Below are 20,102 nucleotides of genomic sequence, written 5' to 3' on the forward strand. Positions count from 1 at the left end.
ATTCAGTTCAGACTGCAGATTAACAGAATAATAGACATAAAAAAAGCAGAAGCTCCAAGCCGTCAGGCTGGAGTTTCTACTTTTTTCTTCGGCTTTTTAACCGGCACTTGATTCATGCCCAGTTCTTTCGCCTCTTGTGTTAAAGCTTTTATTAAGCTGATGGTCATAAGCGCCATGATGATAGAGAATGGCAGTGCCGCAATGATCATCGTGTTCTGCAGAGCCTGCAATCCGCCTGAATAAAGGAGGACAAGTGCGATTGCAGCTAAGAATACTCCCCAGATCACTTTCACGCTGCCGCTTGGATTTTGAGAACCGTTTGTTGTCATCATGCCAAGCACAAATGTACCAGAGTCAGCTGATGTGATGAAGAACGTGCCGACCAGCAGCATCGCAATAATAGAGAGAATCGTGCCCATCGGGTAATTCTCAAATACACCGAATAGGGATTCTTCTGTTGCAAGTGCTGAAATCTTAGCAATCCCCTCATGCTCAAGCAAGATAGCGGATCCGCCAAAAGTTGAGAACCAAATAAATCCGATAAGTGATGGAATCAGCAAGACGAATACAACAAATTCACGAATTGTTCTTCCTTTAGATACACGGGCAATAAAGATACCGACAAAAGGAGACCATGCAATCCACCATGCCCAGTAGAAAATCGTCCAGCCATTGATCCAGCTGCGGTTTTCTTCATTTAAAGGCGAGATGCGGAAACTCATGTTCAAGATATTTTGGAGGTACGTTCCAAGCGTGTCTGTGAACAGGTTTAGTGTAAATAGCGTTGGTCCAAAAATGAACATTAACATAAAGAGTGCAAAAGCTAAAATCATGTTTGCGTTACTTAAGATTTTAATTCCTTTTCCAAGTCCGCTAAGTGCAGAAATAATGAAAAGAATGGTAAATACTGCAACAATGATAAATTGAACGACCATGTTTGAAGGGATGCCATATAAGAAGGATAAACCTCCGTTGATTTGAACCGCTCCAAAACCTAAAGTAGTCGCTACACCGATGACAGTCGCAATAACTGCAATCACGTCAATCGCTTTTCCAATCGGTCCATTTGCATGGCGGCCGATGATTGGTTTAAGTGTTGCGCTGATTAATCCAGGCTCGCCTTTTCGGAAAGTAAAGTAAGCAAGAACTAGTGCAACGATTCCATAAATGGCCCATGCATGTACACCCCAATGGAAAAAGGTAAATCTCATGGAGTTGCGAATTGCCTGATCTGTGCCTGTTTCACCAGTTGGAGAACTTAATGCATAATGGCTGATTGGTTCAGCCGCTCCCCAGAATACAAGACCAATTCCCATTCCCGCACTAAAGAGCATTGCAAGCCAGGTTGGGCGTGAAAACTCAGGCTTATCCTCCGGTTTCCCAAGTTTAATCCGGCCAATCGGACTTACGAGCAAATATAAGCAAACAAAAACAAACGCGGTAACTACAATCAGATAATACCATCCCAGTTTATCTGTGATAAATCCTTGCATACTGCCTGTGACACTCTCAAGTGATGATGGTGCAACAACACCAACCAAAACGAGAAGGGCCAAAATGGCAGCTGATACGTAAAATACAGCTGAAACATTTTTCATATTAAAATAAAAACTCCCATCTTTGATAGATTCGCAGAGGGCTTTACTTCAATTGGAAAACACAAAAACATGCAAAACCAACCATTACATTTCTTTCTTTTTTTATGAAGCAATAGTAACTAACCCTTAAAGATTGCGTTAATAAAATACGTTAACTAATCATTCTCACTTAGCTATTATTTCCTCATGAACACTAAGCTGCCTGAACAATTATTCAGGCATATTACATCTGGATGGATGTTTGGTTATTTGTTTGTTTTGCCGCGCGGACATCTTGCTCGAATGCGGGGGATCTTGATGGTTTTCTGAAAAGGCACTTCAACAGTATACACTACTTAAGCAGAAAATGTCTTTTCCTGATGAGTCTTTTAACAAAATTGTAATTGGTAGAAAGGTAGGGTGTTTTGCAGGTTTTTGTGTTTTCGAAGCAAAGCTCTGAGAACAATTCCCCATTCTGGTGGGGTTTAAACCTGTTTTTGTGAAAAAATGCACATGAAAATCTGTAATGAATATTCTCTAAAAGACAGATATAATAAAAACTAGATTTGCGAACTGTGCTAAAAGGAGATATGAGATGAAAAAAAAAGAAGATGTGCGTTTTAAGATTGCTCATAAAGAAGCCAAAATCGGAATTGGTCTTGTTCTTTTTAATTTTATTTGGTGGTTTGGCTTCGCCTATGGGCTTGGTTCAGGTGATCCTGAATCTTACCGGTACATACTTGGATTGCCAGAGTGGTTTTTTTACAGCTGTGTACTTGGATTTGTCGTGATGACGGCACTCGTCATTATATGCGTGAAATTCTTTTTCAAGGAAGTATCGTTTGAGGATAAGGAAGAAGGTGATATCGGATGAATTGGGCAGTTATTTTTCCGTTATTCCTCTTTTTAGTTCTCATTTTCTTCGTCGGTTTTTGGGCTAATCGTTTTGTGAAATCCTCAGATTCTTTTCTGCAGGAATATTTTCTTGGCGGAAGACAGCTGGGAGGATTTGTGCTTGCGATGACGATGATCGCGACTTACGGAAGCGCGAGCAGCTTTATCGGCGGACCGGGTGTTGCTTACACACGGGGGCTTGGATGGGTGCTCTTATCCATGGCACAGCTTGCAACAGGATATTTTGTGCTGATGGTGCTTGGGAAAAAGTTTGCGATTATGGCGCGGCAGTACAAGGCGATTACGCTGATTGATTTTTTGAAAGAACGATATAAAAGCCATGCGGTCGTCATTATTTCAGCCATCAGTATTATTGTCTTTTTGTTCTCGGCGATGGCTGCCCAGTGGGTTGGCGGTGCAAGATTGATCGAATCGCTGACTGGTTTGTCTTATACAACCGCTTTGTTCATATTTGCTGTATCCGTTCTTGTGTATGTTATTATCGGCGGATTCAGGGCGGTTGCGCTGACAGATGCGGTTCAGGGTGTCATTATGTTTGTTGGTACGCTGGTTCTGCTTGTGGCAACAATTATTGCAGGCGGAGGAATTTCAAACATTATGGCAGAGCTTGTGGCAGAAAATCCGAATCTTGTATCACCTTATGGGGCAGAGCGCGATTTAACCCCGCTCTATGTTTCTTCTTTTTGGATACTCGTTGGAGTCGGTGTTGTCGGCTTGCCGCAAATTACTGTCAGAGCAATGTCCTACAAAGATTCTCGTTCGATGCACAGAGCAATCATTATCGGTACAGCTGTCATCGGGTTTATTATGCTCGGCATGCACTTAATTGGTGTTTTTGCCCGGCCGATTCTGCCAGGTGTAGAAGTGGGAGATCAGGTAATGCCGATGCTGACGCTGAAAGTATTGCCGCCTTTGCTTGCAGGACTCGTCCTTGCTGCCCCGATGGCTGCAATCATGTCGACCGTTGATTCACTGCTGATTTTGGTCAGCTCAGCGATAGTAAAGGATATTTATTTAAACTATATTAAACCTGAAGCTACGGAAAAACAGGTAAAAAACACAAGCTTCTGGGTAACAAGCGTAATCGGGATTTCCGTGGTGCTGTTCGCATTAAGCCCGCCTGAACTGCTGATTTGGCTGAACTTGTTTTCGTTCGGAGGACTCGAATCGGTCTTCATTTGGCCAGTTGTTTTCGGCTTATATTGGAGCAAAGGAAATAAATATGGTGCCGTATCATCGATGATTTTTGGCATGGGGTCATATATTCTGCTTGACCGGCTGCATCCAAATGCGCTCGGCATGCATACCGTTGTGCTTCCGATTCTGATTTCCTTATGTGCTTATGTTGCTGGAAGTCTGCTAACACAGCGACTAAATGTTCAGTTAGAAAAATAAAGAAATTGGTTCATTTTTCCTGGGAAAAATGAAACTTAATGGATAGAGAATCGTACATATAGTACGGTTCTTTTAATTTGGACACATACATATGAAAGTAAGCAAGAGCAGTCCGGACACCAGAACTGAATGATAGATTTATCAGGGGGAAATAAGAATGTCACTAGCTGCAAAAGCGTATTCATGCAATGGAAGAAGTTCATGGTCAGGAAGTTCACGAACGGAAAAAGAAGGGTATCAATGGATTGTTAATACGTCGGACAAAGGATACGTCCAATCTGGAGGCTCCATATGCGGGGTCGTCTTAAGCAACACTGTCATTGATTTCAGCGATTCCTTTCTCGCTAAAAATGGCTATTCAGGAAACAAATCATCTTATGTAGCAAGCATTCAAAGAACGCTTGCATGCCTAGGCTACTCACCGGGCGCTGCTGACGGGATCTTCGGAAGCGGGACAGAGAGGGCAGTCAAGGAATTTCAGGCTGACAAAGGCCTTTCAGCAGACGGAATTGTGGGCAAGGATACCTATTATTGTTTATCGACTGCGAGGTATTAAAAAACAAATTGTACTTTCATTAAAGTTGAGAATTCGAGCTTCAAACAAAAAAAGACTCGTCAAATTCGACGAGTCTTTGGTATTTTAAAACCTCAGTTTTAATCATCCAGCTTTAGAATCCGCATCGGATCAAATTCTACAAGTTCGGCTCCTTCCGGGGGAGAAGTATCAAATAGTTTGTGGTCTTTTTCTGCTTCAATAACCTTGAATTCAATCAGCTTAGGTCCATCATCATTCGGCAATTTTTTCCCATTCTCTATTCTGTATTCATTGATGATCCAGTTTGTTTCTTTATCAAACCAGTACTCTGCGATCCATCCATCATCAAACGTAATTTCGTACATATCTGCTTTGCGTCCGACATAGGTCGTTTCCCCAAGGTGCTTAATTTGGCTGGGATCTAAATCTTTAAAGATATCTTGTGTCATTTGTGAAATGGTTCCGTCTAATGGTTCTAATGTGTATATTTTTTCGTCTTTGAAATAGGTTATTCGTACACTACCATCTGAGACTTCAAAGTTGCCGTTTGCATATTCATTCCGATTTTTTTGTCCTGATTCATATGTGATCATTTTGTTGCCATTCGGCGTTTCTTTTACGGTCCGAATAACCAGTTCCGTATCCTTCTTCTTCTTTTTATCTTCATCCTTATGCTCAAGCGGTTTGTCCATTTCTAAAAACTTGTCTCCAATTAACTCATTGAGCGCTCTTTCTATCGCTGCTTTGACCGGAGGTGTGTTCCAGGCTGCAAGACACAGGATGAAAAGGGATGCACAAATGAGTGCTGCGCGTTTTAAGTATTTATATGGATTTGGCTTTTGCTTTTTCTGCTGCAGGAGAACGATGGCTTCATCTTCAAGAATGATGTCCAATGCTTCTTCAAGCTGCAGAAAGTGTTCAAAGGCTTCTGAGCATTCCTCGCATTCTTCAATGTGTTCAAGCAGGGCATCCTGTTCCGACTCAGACAGCTGATCAAAGGTCAGAATTTTTTCTTGGCATTTTACGCAGTTCATTTAGAGCACCCCCTTACTTTTAAGAGCGTCCATTAATTTCTTGCGGCCCCTAAATACTCTTGTTTTTACTTTTGCAAGGGAAATTTTAAGGCTTGCAGCTATTTCTTCGTATGAACGGCCTTGATTTCTTAAGATGAGAATATTCTTTGTTTCCTGATCAAGCGTCTGAAAAACTTCTTTAACCTCACCGATCATTTCTTTCGACAGAAATGCCCGTTCCGGTGTTTCAGTGTCGATGCTGATGTGGTGCTTGTATTCTTCACTCACATGCTGAACCGTATCCTGATTGCGTTTCATTTTGCGCAGATGATCATAGGTTGTGTTTTTTGAAAGTATGGTAATCCATGCTTCGATATTTTCAGGATATTCTCTCTCTTTGTCTGAAAAGTACCGAAAGATTTTAATAGAAGCATCTTGAAGGATGTCATCGACTAGAGAAGGATTCTTGATTAACTTCCTGATGGTTCTCTCCATTCGGGGACGGTGCGCTTCAATCAGCTTTTCAACATTCACTGTTTCCAATCTCCCCACCCTTTTTCCTTACTGAATTGACGTCGCGTAATGACATTAGTTTCAAAAATATGTAAAATAAAAAAATCAAACCTCTGTCATTATAACAAAGGACAGCATGTACACATGAAATTATTTTATAATAATGGAAACTTTTTTCCTTCTTATTCGTATTACATTTGAATACATAAATCGACAGAAAGAAATGAGGTTTAAAACATGACGCAGTATGCACTTGAAGTGCAGTCTCTGACAAAGAAAATCGGCAAAAAAACAATCGTGGATGATGTCAGCTTTCAAGTTGAAAAAGGGGAAATCTTCGGTCTGCTTGGTCCTAATGGCGCCGGTAAAACAACGATTATCCGCATGATTGTCAGTCTGATCAACCGCACTGGCGGGGATGTGATCATTAATGGCCATAATCTCGATGATTCCTTCAAGGAAGCAATGAGCGAAATAGGCGCAATCGTAGAGAACCCGGAGTTTTACAAATATATGAGCGGATTAAAAAACATCCGTCATTATGAACGGATGGCCGTAAAAGATATTTCAGAAGAACGCAGAAATGAAGTCATTGAACTTATAGGCCTTCAGAATGCGATGCAGCAAAAGGTGAAAACTTATTCACTTGGCATGCGCCAGCGGCTTGGAGTTGCACAGTCTTTATTGCATAATCCGTCTGTCTTGATTTTTGACGAGCCGACAAACGGTTTGGATCCGCAGGGAATCAGAGAGTTCAGAGATTATTTGCGCAAACTCGCAAACGAAGGGATCTCCGTGCTGGTCTCATCCCATCTGCTGTCAGAAATGCAGCTGATGTGCGACAGGTTCGCCATTATTGAAAAAGGAAAATTGATTCACATTTCATCCATGCATGATTCAATGGAAGAAAGTCATGAAATGACACGCGAGGTTGTTTTTGAAGTAAGCGACAGCTCTCAGGCGGCCATTCTCATTAAAGAAAATAGCTTATATGAAGGTGTGATGGAAGCAAAGGGCGACCAGCTTAAGCTTCATTTGGACAAGGAAAAGACGATGGCCATTAATCAGCTGCTCGTTTCAAGCGGAGTCGGCGTATACGGAATCACAAGCCATAAAGCAACACTTGAAGACCGCTTTTTAGAGCTGACGAACAAAGAGAAAAAGGAGCAAATGCTATGATTGGACTCATACAAAATGAATGGATGAAAATCTTTTCGAAGCTGTCCAGCTGGATTTATCTTATTTTACTAGTGGTCCTCGTATCCGGAGCTGCTTTTATCGATTACAAGTTTTCAGAGAAACCGAGCGATAACTGGCGCCAGGACGTTCAGGCAGAAATCACGCAGCTGCAGAAGGATATGAAAGATCTGCCGGCAGAGGAACAGGAATGGCAGCAAATGCAAATTGGGGAAAAGCAGCTGTATTTGCAGGAGGACATTAATCCTAATGCCAAAAGCACCTGGCATTTTCTAAATAATGTTGTCTTTATGATGACGTCTGTCGTTACATTGTTTGCGGTTATTGTGTGCAGTGCAAATGTGGCATCTGAATTCTCGGACGGGACCATTAAACAGCTGCTGATCAGACCGCATAGAAGGTGGAAGGTATTGCTTTCTAAATACATCGCAGCGACGCTTTACTCGCTTCTTCTTTTGCTTGCGCTGCTTACTGCCGGGTATTTAGCAGCTCTGATCATGTTTGGTGCAGGAGATTTTGGTGAAAGAATGTTTGAAATGTCGATGGAAGGTCAAATGAATCCTGAAAACATCGTGGCTGTAGGCGATCAGGCTGTGCTGAAACTGCTTTATTTCCTGCCGAGTCTATTCATCGTAACAGCGATTGCTTTCATGTTGTCGACTTTATTTAAGAGTCAGGCACTTGCAGTCGGCATCGGGATTTTTGTCCTGTTTTTCTCATCGACAATCGGAGGAGTCATTCTTTTCTTGGCTGAAAAATACACATGGACAAAATTTTTAATCTTTCCGCACATGGATCTGACTGTGTATGCCTATCAGGATAAGATCCTTGAAACCATTACGCTGCCAATCTCATTGCTTATTTTGGCCATTTATTATGCGGTATTTATGACGATAACGTTCCTGTATTTTCAGAAAAGAGATATCAGCATATAATTTTCCACCAAAAAAGAATCAATTCATTTGGTTCTTTTTTGGTTTATGGAGTAAAATAGAGGACAGATATGAGTGGAGAAATCAGGAGGAGAAATATCTTGCACAGAAATCAGAAATTCTATAACTATTTGAAGCAGCGGGCGCATCATTTGACGGAAGAATGGTATGACTCTCTGGATAAATCCCAAACAGGAGGTGTATACACCTCAAAAGACCCTGAAGTGATTAAAGCTTTAAAGGCACAAAACCAGGAATTTCATCAAAGATTTATTCAGGTTTTTGCTGAGGAAGAAAAGGGTTTTATGGAGCTGTTTGAAGAATGGATCGAGAAAATCGCTAAAGACGGCGAGCATTTAAGTACACCGATTCAGTTTATTATTAAAGAATTTATGAGAACGCGCAGTCAGTATTTAGATGAAGTCAGTACATTTGCGCGTCTTCATCCCGAGGATTACTCTCAAGAACAGTATAATGCCTGGAAAGATATAATAGTGAGAGCGCATGACAGGGTTATTTATCATTTTGTTGAAGAGACCCAAAAAACAGCTGACCGTCAATTAAAAGCTCAGCAGGAAATGATTTATGAGCTCAGCTCACCCGTTATCAAACTTCAGGATGACACGGCCTTGCTTCCGCTTGTTGGAGATATTGACACAGCTCGCGCTAAAATGGTTCTTGAAAATACGTTAAAGCAATGTTCTGAAAAGAGAGTGTCTCATTTGTATATTGATTTATCTGGTGTAGTGATGATTGATACGATGGTGGCACATCAAATTTTCCAATTGATTGATGCTCTGAACCTGATCGGCATAAAAACAACATTGTCCGGCATTCGTCCTGAAATCGCGTTAACATCTATGCAGCTTGGACTGACGTTTGATAATATTTCCATAAAATCGACACTATCTCAGGCACTTGCAGCTAGATAGGCTTTAGGACATAAATTGAAAATGTCTGCGAACAGTCTAGGGGGATCTTTGTTTCTCAAGATAAAATGTTAAGAGCACATTAAGGGGAAATGTACGTGAAACAAAAAATAGATCAGTTCACAAAAGATTTAATGCAAGCAGCAGGCGGACATATATTGTATTACATTCATAATGAAGAAATATATATTGAAAATACGGTTGCTTATATAGTGTCTGGAGTAGAACAGGGAGATCGCGTTTTTGTAATTGAAAATGAAAGATTGTCACCTGCCATTGTCAGCAAAACCAAACAGCTTTTGACTAAAGAACAGTTTGCTAAAGTTCACTTCATAAACAATTTTGATTTTTATAGTTTGCACGGAGAGTTTAATTCAATGAAAATCACCGATTACTTTTCTTCTATTGTTAATCCTTATATAGAGGCTAAAGATTCTATTCGGACATGGGCCCATGTAGAATGGGGAAAAGTCAATGATGTGATAAAGACGATTGGCGAATACGAAATGAATGCAAACAAAACGGTTTCTGAAATGGGGATTATTTCTGTTTGCGCCTATGATGCTGAAAGAGTTCCTGAAGAATTGAAAGAAAACTTAATGATTAATCATGATTTTTTCATGACGGATAATGATATTTTGGATCTTTCAAATGCAGAAGTGAAATGAAAAAAGGAAGAGCGGAGAGTAAATCTCCGCTCTTATTTTTTGTACTGAAAGGCAGCCGTTTCAATCTTAGCTAAAATCGTGGTTACTTTGCCATTCAGCTCTTTTTCTTTGACAGGTATGACGTGCCAGCCTTGTTTATTGAGGTATCTCCTTTTTTTAAGGTCCTCAATTTTGTCCGAATCTGGGGCACAGCGGAGGGCAATCCGGTAATAGGGGAGTACTAAATCCAGCGTATAGGGTCCGCATTTTTCTTGAACCCGTACATAATAGCCATTGTTGCGGAGGGTATCATAGAGCCTGCGCTGCATCCTGCTTTCACACTTTTGATCCTGCCTCTGAAAGATTTCAGGATCAGCATTTATATAAAGATAGAAGAGGACAATGAATAATGGCAGCCATAAAAAGATTAAGAATAAAAGCGTAACCTGTGTCATGCTTATCACCTCTGCCCATTAGCTTTTGCAAGTTCGGCATGAACCATTCTTTTAAGTGCTTGTGGAAAATTATACAAGTATTCATGGTAAAATGAAGAAAAAGGGAGGGGTAAGCATGAAGCAGAACATTTATGATCATGAGACGTTTTTTGAGTACTATCGATCTCACCGCAAAACAGGGGTGACCTACAATGATTTTGTCGAGCAGCCGGCGATGAAAGCTGCGCTGCCTGATCTTCATGGGAAAAGCATTCTTGACTTGGGCTGCGGGACAGGAGACTTTGCGAAATATTGCGTCGATCATGGTGCTTCTTCTGTTATGGGAGTGGATCTTTCTGAAAAAATGCTGAATCAGGCCATCTTTGAAAACTCGCATGAGAAGATCGAGTATGTCTGTTCTTCTATTGAAGAATATGTGGCGGTGGATGACTCATTTGACGTCATTATAAGCTCGCTTGCCTTCCATTACATTGAAGACTTTACGGAACTGATCAAAAAAATAAGCAGATGGCTGAAACCCGGCGGCAAGCTTGTGTTTTCTGTAGAACATCCCGTTGTGACAGCCCGCTTAGAGATGAACAATTGGGTAATAGACCAAGATAAACACAAACTCCACTGGGCATTCGATAATTATCATGAAGAGGGAATGCGTGAGCAAGAATGGGTAATTAAGGGAGTCGTTAAATATCACCGTACTCTATCAACCATTGTCAATACGGTTATCAAAGAAGGGCTTGTACTGGAAGAATTAAAAGAGCCGCAATCGATACCAATCGGACTTGAGCGGCTGCCAAAGCTTGTAAATGAAAAGCGCAGACCCTCTTTTCTAATCGTAAAAGCAGGAAAGTAAAAGCGAGAACGCTTCTATTTTCAGAAGATAAGCGTGTATAATAGGATCATTAAAACCAAGAAAGAAGTGGAAGGTTTGAAGCTGAGTATTTTAGATCAGGCACCAATTGCGCAGTCTGCTTCCCCGCAAGCTGCGCTGCAGGAATCATTGAAGCTTGCGCAGCTGGCTGAAAATACAGGCTACTCACGATACTGGATCGCCGAGCATCATGATATGGCGGGACTTGCGTGTCCTGCGCCGGAAGTGATGCTGAGCTATATTGGTGCCGGAACACGTACGATCCGAATCGGTGCTGGTGCGATTTTGCTGCCGCATTATAAGCCATACAAAGTGGCTGAAACGTTTCATCTGCTTGCCACTCTATTTCCGGGAAGAATTGATCTTGGAATTGGAAGGGCTCCAGGAGGATCAGCTGAAGCAACAATAGCTTTGTCCGATAATTTCCTTGAAAACGTACGGACAATGCCGCAAAAATTGAAAGAACTGCTTCGCTTTTTACATAATGATTTTCCAGCTGAGCATATGTTCTCTAAGATTAAAGCTTCGCCTATTCCAGCAGAGTCCCCTGAAGTCTGGCTTCTCGGCACAAGCGAAAAAAGCGGGAAGCTTGCTGCTCAAACAGGGATCGCTTATGCTTTCGGCCAGTTTATGAGTGATAAGAACGGGGCGGAAATGCTAAAAGGATACAAGGATTTGTTTCAGCCGAAATATGAACTGAAGCAGCCCAAATCCATTTTGACTGTAAATGCCGTTTGTGCAGAAACGACAGAAAAAGCAAAAGAAATGGCAAGCAGCGCACATCTGTGGAGAATGCAGCAGCTCCAGGGAATAACAAGCGGTGTTCCATCTATAGACGAGGCAAAGGATTACAAATACAATCCTGAAGAACGGGAAATGATTGAGGCAGCTGAGGCAAAGATGGTGATCGGAAATCCATCTGAAGTCAAAAAGCAGCTTATGGAAATCGAAAGAAACTGCGGTGCGGATGAGCTGATGATTGTCACAATTACACACAGCTATGAGGATCGCCTCAAATCTTACAAATTAATCGCAGATGAAATGGGAGAGATGATGAAATGAAGAAATTAGGTTTTGTAATCATGACGCTATTATTGCTTTTAATGGCAGCTTGCGGCAATGATGCAGAGGAGCAAAGTTCCGATAAACCGGCTAAGAAGGTTGAAAAAAATCCAATTGTCACAATCACAATGGAAAACGATAAGCAAATCAAAGTTGAGCTGTATCCGGAGATTGCGCCTAACACTGTGGCGAACTTCGTTTCGCTTATCAACGATAAATTTTATGATGGTCTGATTTTCCACCGCGTCATTCCTGAATTCATGATTCAGGGCGGTGATCCTGAAGGAACCGGAACAGGAGGTCCTGACTACGCCATTAAAGGGGAATTCAGTTCAAATGGATTTGAAAATCCGCTGAAGCATGAACGCGGAGTCATCTCAATGGCACGTTCGCAGGCACCGGATAGCGCCGGATCTCAATTTTTCATCATGGTAGCTGACTACCCAAGTCTTGACGGCGAATATGCCGCTTTCGGAAAAGTAACAGAAGGCATGGATGTAGTAGATGAAATCGCAGGTGCAGAAACGAATGGCGAAAAGCCAGTTGAGGATCAGAAAATGAAAACCGTAACCGTCGATACATTCGGCGAGGAGTACGGAGAGCCTGAGAAGGTGGAGTAGAGGAAAGCAGCGGAAATCCGCTGCTTTTATTTTGTCTTATTATGATTTTTTTCTTCATAAGGTGCTTCATGCTTGGTCTCGCTTATTGGAATTTCTTTTGAATAATGGCGGACGAGTCCATTGTCGATGTCGTTGACGGGTGTAAATTCATTGCTGGGCAGCTTGCGGTTTTTCCTGATGATTTTGTAGAGAGAAAAAGCGATGACACCAAGAATGACAGCGAGAAAGATGGTTTCCATTGGAGCACCTCCGTATTGTTTATCTAGAATATTATTCCTTTTATAATGTGTGGAATCCTTCTTGGTATTTCTTAATTATGGAAAAAATATATAAATATTCCAAAAAATATGTTGTCTGGACTTTCCACCTGTCATATAATTATTACATATGAAACATCAATTAAATGGTGACCAACTATTAAAGGTTTTAGAGGCTCTTTCAAATCCTTACCGCTTAAAGATTTTGGCTGTCCTTTATAAAGAGAGACAGTACGTCAGCCAGCTTGCAAGAGAGCTCGGCATCAGCCGGCCTCTTCTATATTTGCACCTTCAAAGACTCGAAGATGCTGAATTAATTAAGGGGCAGCATGAAATCTCGGAAGACGGGAAAGCAATGAAATATTTTGAGCTAATCCCATTCAATCTTCCAATCGATGAATCTCTGATTGCCAGTGTGGCTGAAAGTTTGACCATTAAGAAGAAGAAGGAGTCCCTGTCCCGTCCTGAGGAACACTGAGGTTCGTGCTACAAAACCGAATATGCAGTGCAAATTCGATTTTACAGGGTGAGAAATCACCCGAATGGTCCCCTGAAATCCTGTTAATCGATTATATAGGGTAAGATATCACCCGAATCATACCCTGAAATCCTGTTTATCGATTTTATAGGGTAAGAAAGCGCCCGAATGGTCCCCTGAAATCCTGTTTATCGATTTTATGGGGTAAGAAAGCGCCCGAATCGTACCCTGAAATCCTGTTTATCGATTCTACAGGGTAAGAAATCACCCGAATCATACCCTGAAATCCTGTTTATCGATTCTACAGGGTAAGAAATCACCCGAATCATCCCCTGAAATCCTGTTTATCGTTTTTACAGGGTAAGAAAGCGCTGGAATCGTCCCCTGAAATTCTGTTTATCGATTATATAGGGTAAGAATGAGCCTGAATCCCCCTGAAATCCTGTTTATCGATTTTACAGGGTAAGAAAGCGCCCGAATCGTCCCTTGAAATACCTCGCACTCAATGTTCGAGCATCAAAACCGAATTTGCAGCGACAACAAAAACAACAATCTATGAGATCAGCCATGTTATTAGAAGGAATGGAGGAAGCAGAAGTGGATATCTTAACTTCTTTAGGGCCAATTATCATCATGCTTTTAATAGCGGCTGTTCCATTATTCGTGATCATTCGCTTATTTAGGAGAATGGAAGCACGAGCTGAAGAAAGACTCAAATTAGATCGGGAGCAGATTGCTTTTCAAAATGAGCAGCTAAAAGCAAATCAGGAATTGAATAGGCGTTTATCCAACATTGAGGACATGCTTAAAGAAGTAGAATAAAGAAAACCCACTCTTTTGCAGCTTGCAAAAAGAGTGGGTTTTTCTATTATTGATTCAAAAATTTCACACAAACCGGATCAGGAACGGTTACATCTGATTGAAGCAGTGTCAGCGTGCCTGTCTCTGGATTTCTTTCAAATAAAACAAGGCTGCTGCTTTCCTGATTTGAAGCAATTAAGAATTTCTCTGTCGGATCAAGGGCAAAATCACGGGGCCAGTTGCCTTCTGTTGAAGTGCGATCAACAAATGTCAGCTCGCCAGTGTCGCTGTTTGTGCTGAATACGGCGATGCTGTCATGGCCGCGGTTCGCTGCATAAACGAATCTCCCGTCAGATGAGATATGGATGGCGCTGCCCTGGTTATTTTCAGTAAAATCATCCGGAATGGTTGAGATGTACTGTAATTCTTTAAAGCTGCCATTTTCTTCGTTGTAAGCAAGGACAACCACTTCATTGCTCAGCTCCGTCATGAGATAAGCGATTTTTCCGTTCGGATGGAACGTCATATGTCTTGGACCGCTTCCTGCCGTTAAATGAAGGCTGTGAATTTCGTTTAATTCGCCTTTGTTTAATTCGTACGTATACAGTTTATCTGTTCCTAAGTCGATGGCGGCCACGTATTTCTGATCCGGAGTAAAGCCTGCATAATGGGCATGAGGTCCATCTTGTCTTTCTTTGTTAGGGCCGTCTCCTTCATGTTTTTTAATAGAGAGAGAAGGATAAAGAGTTTCACTTTCAGCGTTCATTTCATAAGATTGAATGGTCCCATTGTGATAATTAGCTGAAACGACAAACTGATTCTCATCATTCACACTGACATGACATGGAGATGCGCCTTGAAGCAGCTGACGGTTCAATTCCTTCAATTCACCTGTTTCCGTATTTCTTGAATAAGCAACTACGCCTCCTGCCTCGCCTGCATTGGCAACGGCATAAACAAAGCGGTTGTCCTTGCTGAGATTTAAGTATGTAGGGCTTCCAATGGCAGCAGCAACGCTGACTTCACCCAGTTTTTTCTCGTCCGTATCAAGAGTGAACGAGTAAATTCCTTTGCTGTCACCTTTTGTGTATGTACCGATATAGCCAGTATACTTCATCTTTTTTCCTCCTATTTAGTAGGTTTGCCTTTATTTTAGCACATGAAGCGCGTGAACTCTCATCTGAAAGGTCCGGTATTCATCCATACCCTTCCGTCTTGAAAACAGAAACCCCTTTTACTGAAAAATATGCTGAGGCTATTCCATCAAATTCGACACCATTTTACAAAAAAATCACTATATTATTAAGTATCAAAGAATCAAACAAATCATAAAAGAGGAGGAGAAAGGAATTTGACTATCAACGAACTGTTTAGCCTGAAAAATAAAACGGCCATCGTAACAGGCGGAGGAAAAGGTCTTGGTGCCAGAATGGCCATGACGCTTGCAGAAGCAGGATCAAATGTTGTGGTTTGTTCAAGGGATCTGAAGGCATGTGAAGGGGTAAGCGAGCAATTGAAGGCAAAAGGGGTCAAATCGTTAGCCTTACAGTGCGATGTGTCAAAGCAAGAGGACATTGAGAGAGTCGTTGCCGAAACTCTCAGCCACTTTGGCTCAATCGATATATTGGTTAACAACAGCGGAACCTCATGGATGGCCCCTGCGCTTGATCATCCGGCGGATAAATGGGACAAAGTCATGAATGTAAATGTGAGAGGATCGTTTTTATTCAGCCAGGCTGCGGCAAAAGTCATGATCAGCCAAGGCGGAGGGAAAATCATCAATATTGCTTCTGTAACGGGAATGGGAGGAACACAGCCGGAGCTTATGGACACAATTGCCTACAGCACGAGCAAAGGGGCACTCATGACATTTACAAAAGATCTCGCAGTAAAGCTTGCAAGACATAATATTCAAGTGAACGCCATTGCACCAGGGTTTTTTCCCACTAAAATGTCCCGCAGTGTCCTTGAAAAGGAAAATGCGATGATTTTAAAGGGAGTACCTGCAAGAAGATTCGGCAATGACCAGGATCTTGATGGCGCCATTTTATTTTTATCAGGAAAAGCTTCTGATTATGTAATTGGCCAGGTATTGGTTGTCGATGGAGGCATTACGGCATTAGTATAATCAATTTCATTTAAGAAGAGGAGTAAAAGAAAATGGATCAACGTTATTATGATCTTTTAAAAGAGAAGGGAGGAGAACTCGAGCAGCTGCTGAACGGCATGATTCAAGCAGGATTAAATCAAAAGGGCATCGTTCAGGCAGCAGAAGTTCTCTTAAAATCAGGAGCTTTGAAAGTGAAATCTGCAAGCGTAATGGCGGAAAAAATAATGGATCATTCCCTTAGCTTGCCAAGCAAAGAAGATCTGAAATATGCAGCCGGACTCATAGCACAGGCCGAAAAAAAAGCAGAAAGCATGACAGCAAGCCTGCATGAATTGAAGCAGAGTCCTTGCAAGGCTATCGAAAAGATTGAGGATAAAATGGAAAGCCTGGAGGATTCACTTAAGTGTTTGATGAAAACGATGAAAAAAGTAAAGAAGCATCAAGCAAAGAACATGATTGAAGAATTGTTTGAAGAGTACCGTGAACGTTTTGAAGAATCCCTGAATGATCGAAAAGCCGAGCAGACGTTGGGAATGAAAGCGGCAAATTCAGAAGAAAAAACTTCAGATCTTATCATTACCCGCGGAGAAAAAAGAGATAAAAAGAAGAGAGGAACCATCATCCATGAAACCTGAAAAGGATATTGAACTGGAACGGTGGAAGAATTTTGCGAGTGTTTTTAATGATGATGACATTCAGACTGGATTTACTGAAAGAGAAGCAGTCTGGAAAAAAAATAAAGCGACGCTGTGGCGTTATAAGCCGTCTGTAAGAAAATACAGCACGCCCCTTTTTATGGTTTATTCTCCCGTAAACGAGCCGTTTATCCTTGATTTACAGCCAGGCATCAGTGCAATCGAATCATTTATCAATAATGGCTTTGATGTCTATTTGCTTGATTTTGGAATCCCTGATTATGAAGATAAAGATTTTTCAATTGCTGATTACATTCTGCTGTATATAAAAGAGGCAGCGGAGTTTGCTCTTTCCCATTCTGGTGCAGCGGACTTATCTGTAATTGGCTACTGCCTTGGAGGAACCCTTGCAGCAATCTATGCTTCTCTCGCAGGAGAATCAATCCGCAACTTAATCTTATTTTCAACTCCAATCGACTTTCGGCATGTTCCGTTATTTGATGAATGGACAAAAGCTCTGAGAGAGAGAGATCTCGATTTTAATGAAATCATCGATCAATATGGAGTGCTTCCTGCAAGCCATGTTGAAGCAGGAATACGGCTGCTCACGTCCCCAATCTATTACACCCCCCATCTGACTCTTCTTGCAAAGGCCGATGATCCGGAATACGTCTTGAAGTGGAGACGTTTCAATAAATGGACGAAAAGCTACATTCCCATGCCAGGTGCTTTTTTAAAGGATTTGATTCACGATTTTGTTAAAAAAAATAAGTTTGTAAAAGGCAAAATGAAAATAAATGGTCAAAAAGCAGACCTGAAAAACATAAAAGCCAATGTCCTTGTCATTGCGTCCGCATTTGACCGATTGGTTCCAAAAGAACAAAGCGAACCGATCATGAAGCTTATCTCAAGCAAAGATAAAGAATTCCGCCTGATTCAGAACGGTCATGTTCCTCTAACTGTAAAAGATGGACAGCTGCCGGAACTTCTCGCAGACTGGCTGCCGAAGCGATCAAATCCAAGTTAATGAATGGAGGATGAGCATGTATTTTTTAAATGAACCCATGCAATATGAACTTTCACCTGTGATTGAGTATTTAGGTTTTGCAGGTATTGTCTATTTCCGTTTTTTTGCAAATTTATCAATAGAATAGTAACTCTTTAGGAGAGAATGCAGTCGTCTTTTTATATTTATTTTCGTGCATTTAGAAAAAAGGACAGACGTTAGAGTACACCCTAAGGAACATTTGATACTATGAAGCATGCAAGAAGAGATTTCTCAGTAAAATTTTATAGACAAAAAAGCTGCAGCCAACTCGAGTGGCGGCAGCTTTTACTGTTTTCTAAAACCAAAATCATGCAAAGCCTGTTTCATATTAAACTTCGTAGTTACTGCATTAAAATCTAGTCCAAGGCTCATTATCGTCTGGGCGATCTCAGGGCGAATGCCTGTCAGAACTGTATCAATGCCGCTCAGCTTCAGAGCGTTAACAATTTTGAAAATTTGATCAGCGACCATTGTATCGATGATTGGAACTCCGGATACATCGAGAATCATATGCTCTACATTCAGACGGGCTCCTTCTTGAAGGGCAATCTCCATAATTAAGGAAGCGCGGCGCGTATCGACTGCGCCAACAAGCGGGATTACGGCAATGCCGTCTGCTATCGGGACAACAGGAACAGATAATTCTTCTAGCGCTGAGTAAGCAATTTCCATTAATTCATTGCTGTGATTCTCATATACATTGCCTGTGACACCGCATGCTTTATCAATCAGGGGATCAATGATTTTTGAAACATCTAACATGGTAATGGCTGAAAAATTGTTTTTATGGAGCTCTTCAGTGAGCGTATTCCATAAAGCTGTACGGTAAGCGGCAATTGCACGCAGGCATTGGCACAACGGTACATTAAACTGAATAGCCCGCTTAGAAATTTTGATGCTCCAATTTTCCACTTGCTCATTTACAGATTCTCCGCATAAAGCCTGACCTAAATATCCGATCAGTTCATCCCGATAGGCCATACGTTCTGTTAACGGGAAACCAGATTTATCTAGCTGCTGTGTGTGTTGTGTGTCTTGAACATTTGGTATATTCAGCGTGATTTGCCTAGCGTTTTCCTGTATTTTATTTCCGATATAATGCAGCTCTTCCTTCATTCGGAATCCATTCCCCTTTTGAAACTCAGATAGGTTAAGTATATAAGATTTTTGGGGGAATAGACAGATGGCGGGGGAGGTAGTATGAAATAAATATTACGTAAAACTAACTACTAGGTGACTTTTAAAAGTAAGATTAAGAAAACCTATCTAAACTCCCTGTCAGAGAAAAATAATATAAAAGAATTCTTGTCTGAAAACAAGTGCAGTTACTCCACCTTCCCTAAAATTAAACGACGTTCAAAAATAAAACCTCATTCAAAAAAACACTTGCAAAGTGATAAAGTTGTTGTTAAAGTGTATTTAACACTAAATATTCAGATAATTAATTAAGGTTTAAAAACTGACCCTAGTTTAAATATACATAATTTGCAAGCGATTACAATTCATACTAAGCGGTGATCATATGAAACTTTCCGAAAAGAAAATACTGCGAAAAAAAGAACAAATTCTTTTTTCTGCGATTGAAATTATTAATAGAAGGGGCTATAGCGGAGCAACGATGGAGGAAATTGCAGCTGAACTGTTAATGACTAAAGGATCCCTTTATTATTACTTTAAAAATAAAAGTGATTTAATGTATCAGTGTCATAACTTTGTCCTTTCCCAAGCGATAGAGGATTTAGAAGAAATCCTGAACCATGTAAATGGAACCGCGATAGACACGCTCAGAAAAATGATTGAGACTCATATGGAGTTTGCAATTGAAGAGAAAGAGGTTTTCAACCTAATCATTGAACCAAAGCGTTTTTTTAATGAAGAGCAGCTTGTACTCGTTTTAAAGCTCCGCAAGAAATACGAAACTTTATTTGACCAAATTATCCAAAGAGGCATCGCAAGTGGTGACTTCCGTGCAGATGAACCCTCGATTGCGCGAATGATTATTCTTGGGGCAATGAACTGGGTTCAGCAATGGTATAAACCAAATGGCCGGCTATTGAAAGAAGAAGTAGTTGCAATTTACACTAACTATATTTTAAAAATTTTAAAATAAGTAGG

General features: G+C 41.1%; 23 protein-coding genes. 16 read left to right on the forward strand and 7 right to left on the reverse strand.

Features of this window, described 5'->3' with window-relative positions:
- Positions 1-62: 62 nt before the first annotated feature.
- A complete protein-coding gene (locus tag GJU41_RS03620; protein WP_070876844.1) occupies positions 63-1,598 on the reverse strand; it encodes a glycine betaine uptake BCCT transporter in 1,536 nt (511 codons plus the stop codon).
- Between the two features lie 574 nt (positions 1,599-2,172).
- On the opposite strand from GJU41_RS03620, the gene GJU41_RS03625 reads away from it, so the two are divergent.
- The 3 genes from GJU41_RS03625 (at position 2,173) to GJU41_RS03635 (ending at position 4,443) form a co-directional block, all read left to right on the forward strand.
- The gene (locus GJU41_RS03625; protein WP_070876843.1) at positions 2,173-2,451 is read left to right on the forward strand and encodes a YhdT family protein; all 279 of its coding nucleotides are present in this window, start codon (positions 2,173-2,175) and stop codon (positions 2,449-2,451) included.
- On the forward strand, positions 2,448-3,887 hold the full coding sequence (panF, locus tag GJU41_RS03630; RefSeq protein WP_070876842.1) for a sodium/pantothenate symporter: 1,440 nt from the start codon (positions 2,448-2,450) through the stop codon (positions 3,885-3,887). Before GJU41_RS03625 ends, panF begins: the two co-directional genes overlap by 4 nt.
- Before the next feature lie 157 nt (positions 3,888-4,044).
- Positions 4,045-4,443 carry a peptidoglycan-binding domain-containing protein gene (locus GJU41_RS03635; RefSeq protein WP_070876841.1) on the forward strand — a complete coding sequence of 133 codons (399 nt, stop codon included), beginning with the start codon at positions 4,045-4,047 and terminating at the stop codon, positions 4,441-4,443.
- A 98-nt stretch (positions 4,444-4,541) separates the two neighbouring features.
- On the opposite strand, the gene GJU41_RS03640 is transcribed toward GJU41_RS03635, so the two are convergent.
- Both GJU41_RS03640 and GJU41_RS03645 read right to left on the reverse strand, forming a co-directional pair.
- Positions 4,542-5,456 (reverse strand): anti-sigma factor family protein, encoded by a 915-nt coding sequence (locus GJU41_RS03640; protein ID WP_070876840.1) that lies wholly within the window; start codon positions 5,454-5,456, stop codon positions 4,542-4,544.
- Complete coding sequence (locus GJU41_RS03645; protein WP_224771381.1) at positions 5,457-5,969, reverse strand: RNA polymerase sigma factor; 513 nt, start codon at positions 5,967-5,969, stop codon at positions 5,457-5,459.
- Between the two features lie 216 nt (positions 5,970-6,185).
- Between GJU41_RS03645 and GJU41_RS03650 the strand changes: the two genes are divergently transcribed.
- The 4 genes from GJU41_RS03650 (at position 6,186) to GJU41_RS03665 (ending at position 9,674) form a co-directional block, all read left to right on the forward strand.
- Positions 6,186-7,127 (forward strand): ABC transporter ATP-binding protein, encoded by a 942-nt coding sequence (locus tag GJU41_RS03650; RefSeq protein WP_070876838.1) that lies wholly within the window; start codon positions 6,186-6,188, stop codon positions 7,125-7,127.
- Entirely contained in the window at positions 7,124-8,080 is a 957-nt protein-coding gene (locus tag GJU41_RS03655) for an ABC transporter permease (RefSeq protein ID WP_070876837.1), read from the forward strand. Before GJU41_RS03650 ends, GJU41_RS03655 begins: the two co-directional genes overlap by 4 nt.
- Before the next feature lie 98 nt (positions 8,081-8,178).
- Positions 8,179-9,009 carry an STAS domain-containing protein gene (locus GJU41_RS03660; RefSeq protein WP_396653162.1) on the forward strand — a complete coding sequence of 277 codons (831 nt, stop codon included), beginning with the start codon at positions 8,179-8,181 and terminating at the stop codon, positions 9,007-9,009.
- 95 nt (positions 9,010-9,104) lie between these two features.
- Positions 9,105-9,674: an MEDS domain-containing protein gene (locus GJU41_RS03665; protein WP_170292712.1), complete on the forward strand. Its 570-nt coding sequence runs from the start codon at positions 9,105-9,107 to the stop codon at positions 9,672-9,674.
- Positions 9,675-9,706: 32 nt separating this feature from the next.
- Here the strand turns inward: GJU41_RS03665 and GJU41_RS03670 are convergent, their stop codons facing one another.
- A complete protein-coding gene (locus GJU41_RS03670; protein ID WP_070876835.1) occupies positions 9,707-10,108 on the reverse strand; it encodes a hypothetical protein in 402 nt (133 codons plus the stop codon).
- A gap of 115 nt (positions 10,109-10,223) precedes the next feature.
- On the opposite strand from GJU41_RS03670, the gene GJU41_RS03675 reads away from it, so the two are divergent.
- The 3 genes from GJU41_RS03675 to GJU41_RS03685 all read left to right on the forward strand — a co-directional run bounded on the left by GJU41_RS03675 (position 10,224) and on the right by GJU41_RS03685 (position 12,658).
- Positions 10,224-10,958: a class I SAM-dependent methyltransferase gene (locus tag GJU41_RS03675; RefSeq protein WP_070876834.1), complete on the forward strand. Its 735-nt coding sequence runs from the start codon at positions 10,224-10,226 to the stop codon at positions 10,956-10,958.
- 75 nt (positions 10,959-11,033) lie between these two features.
- A complete protein-coding gene (locus GJU41_RS03680) occupies positions 11,034-12,038 on the forward strand; it encodes an LLM class flavin-dependent oxidoreductase (protein WP_070876913.1) in 1,005 nt (334 codons plus the stop codon).
- A complete protein-coding gene (locus GJU41_RS03685) occupies positions 12,035-12,658 on the forward strand; it encodes a peptidylprolyl isomerase (protein ID WP_070876833.1) in 624 nt (207 codons plus the stop codon). Before GJU41_RS03680 ends, GJU41_RS03685 begins: the two co-directional genes overlap by 4 nt.
- Positions 12,659-12,684: 26 nt before the next feature.
- On the opposite strand, the gene GJU41_RS03690 is transcribed toward GJU41_RS03685, so the two are convergent.
- A complete protein-coding gene (locus GJU41_RS03690; protein ID WP_070876832.1) occupies positions 12,685-12,897 on the reverse strand; it encodes a hypothetical protein in 213 nt (70 codons plus the stop codon).
- 148 nt (positions 12,898-13,045) lie between these two features.
- Between GJU41_RS03690 and GJU41_RS03695 the strand changes: the two genes are divergently transcribed.
- On the forward strand, positions 13,046-13,393 hold the full coding sequence (locus GJU41_RS03695) for an ArsR/SmtB family transcription factor (RefSeq protein ID WP_070876831.1): 348 nt from the start codon (positions 13,046-13,048) through the stop codon (positions 13,391-13,393).
- Positions 13,394-13,960: 567 nt separating this feature from the next.
- Positions 13,961-14,215 carry a hypothetical protein gene (locus GJU41_RS03700; RefSeq protein ID WP_070876830.1) on the forward strand — a complete coding sequence of 85 codons (255 nt, stop codon included), beginning with the start codon at positions 13,961-13,963 and terminating at the stop codon, positions 14,213-14,215.
- A 46-nt stretch (positions 14,216-14,261) separates the two neighbouring features.
- On the opposite strand, the gene GJU41_RS03705 is transcribed toward GJU41_RS03700, so the two are convergent.
- Positions 14,262-15,311 carry a lactonase family protein gene (locus tag GJU41_RS03705; protein ID WP_070876829.1) on the reverse strand — a complete coding sequence of 350 codons (1,050 nt, stop codon included), beginning with the start codon at positions 15,309-15,311 and terminating at the stop codon, positions 14,262-14,264.
- Positions 15,312-15,545: 234 nt separating this feature from the next.
- Here GJU41_RS03705 and GJU41_RS03710 point away from each other — a divergent pair, with 234 nt between their 5' ends.
- Genes GJU41_RS03710 through GJU41_RS03720 form a run of 3 tightly spaced genes read left to right on the forward strand, consistent with a single transcriptional unit; the run spans position 15,546 to position 17,966 of the window.
- On the forward strand, positions 15,546-16,322 hold the full coding sequence (locus GJU41_RS03710) for an SDR family oxidoreductase (RefSeq protein ID WP_070876828.1): 777 nt from the start codon (positions 15,546-15,548) through the stop codon (positions 16,320-16,322).
- 32 nt (positions 16,323-16,354) lie between these two features.
- Positions 16,355-16,939, forward strand: coding sequence for a hypothetical protein (locus GJU41_RS03715; RefSeq protein WP_070876827.1), 585 nt, complete (start codon positions 16,355-16,357; stop codon positions 16,937-16,939).
- Complete coding sequence (locus GJU41_RS03720) at positions 16,929-17,966, forward strand: alpha/beta fold hydrolase (RefSeq protein WP_070876826.1); 1,038 nt, start codon at positions 16,929-16,931, stop codon at positions 17,964-17,966. Before GJU41_RS03715 ends, GJU41_RS03720 begins: the two co-directional genes overlap by 11 nt.
- 306 nt (positions 17,967-18,272) lie before the next feature.
- Here the strand turns inward: GJU41_RS03720 and GJU41_RS03725 are convergent, their stop codons facing one another.
- Positions 18,273-19,103, reverse strand: a complete 831-nt coding sequence (locus tag GJU41_RS03725) for an STAS domain-containing protein (protein ID WP_070876825.1) — start codon at positions 19,101-19,103, stop codon at positions 18,273-18,275.
- A gap of 406 nt (positions 19,104-19,509) precedes the next feature.
- Here GJU41_RS03725 and GJU41_RS03730 point away from each other — a divergent pair, with 406 nt between their 5' ends.
- Positions 19,510-20,097: a TetR/AcrR family transcriptional regulator gene (locus tag GJU41_RS03730; protein WP_070876824.1), complete on the forward strand. Its 588-nt coding sequence runs from the start codon at positions 19,510-19,512 to the stop codon at positions 20,095-20,097.
- The last annotated feature ends 5 nt before the right edge of the window (positions 20,098-20,102 follow it).

Origin of the sequence: Metabacillus idriensis, assembly GCF_009674765.1 — a bacterium.
In the GTDB taxonomy this organism is placed as follows: Bacteria; Bacillota; Bacilli; order Bacillales; family Bacillaceae; genus Bacillus_P; species Bacillus_P idriensis.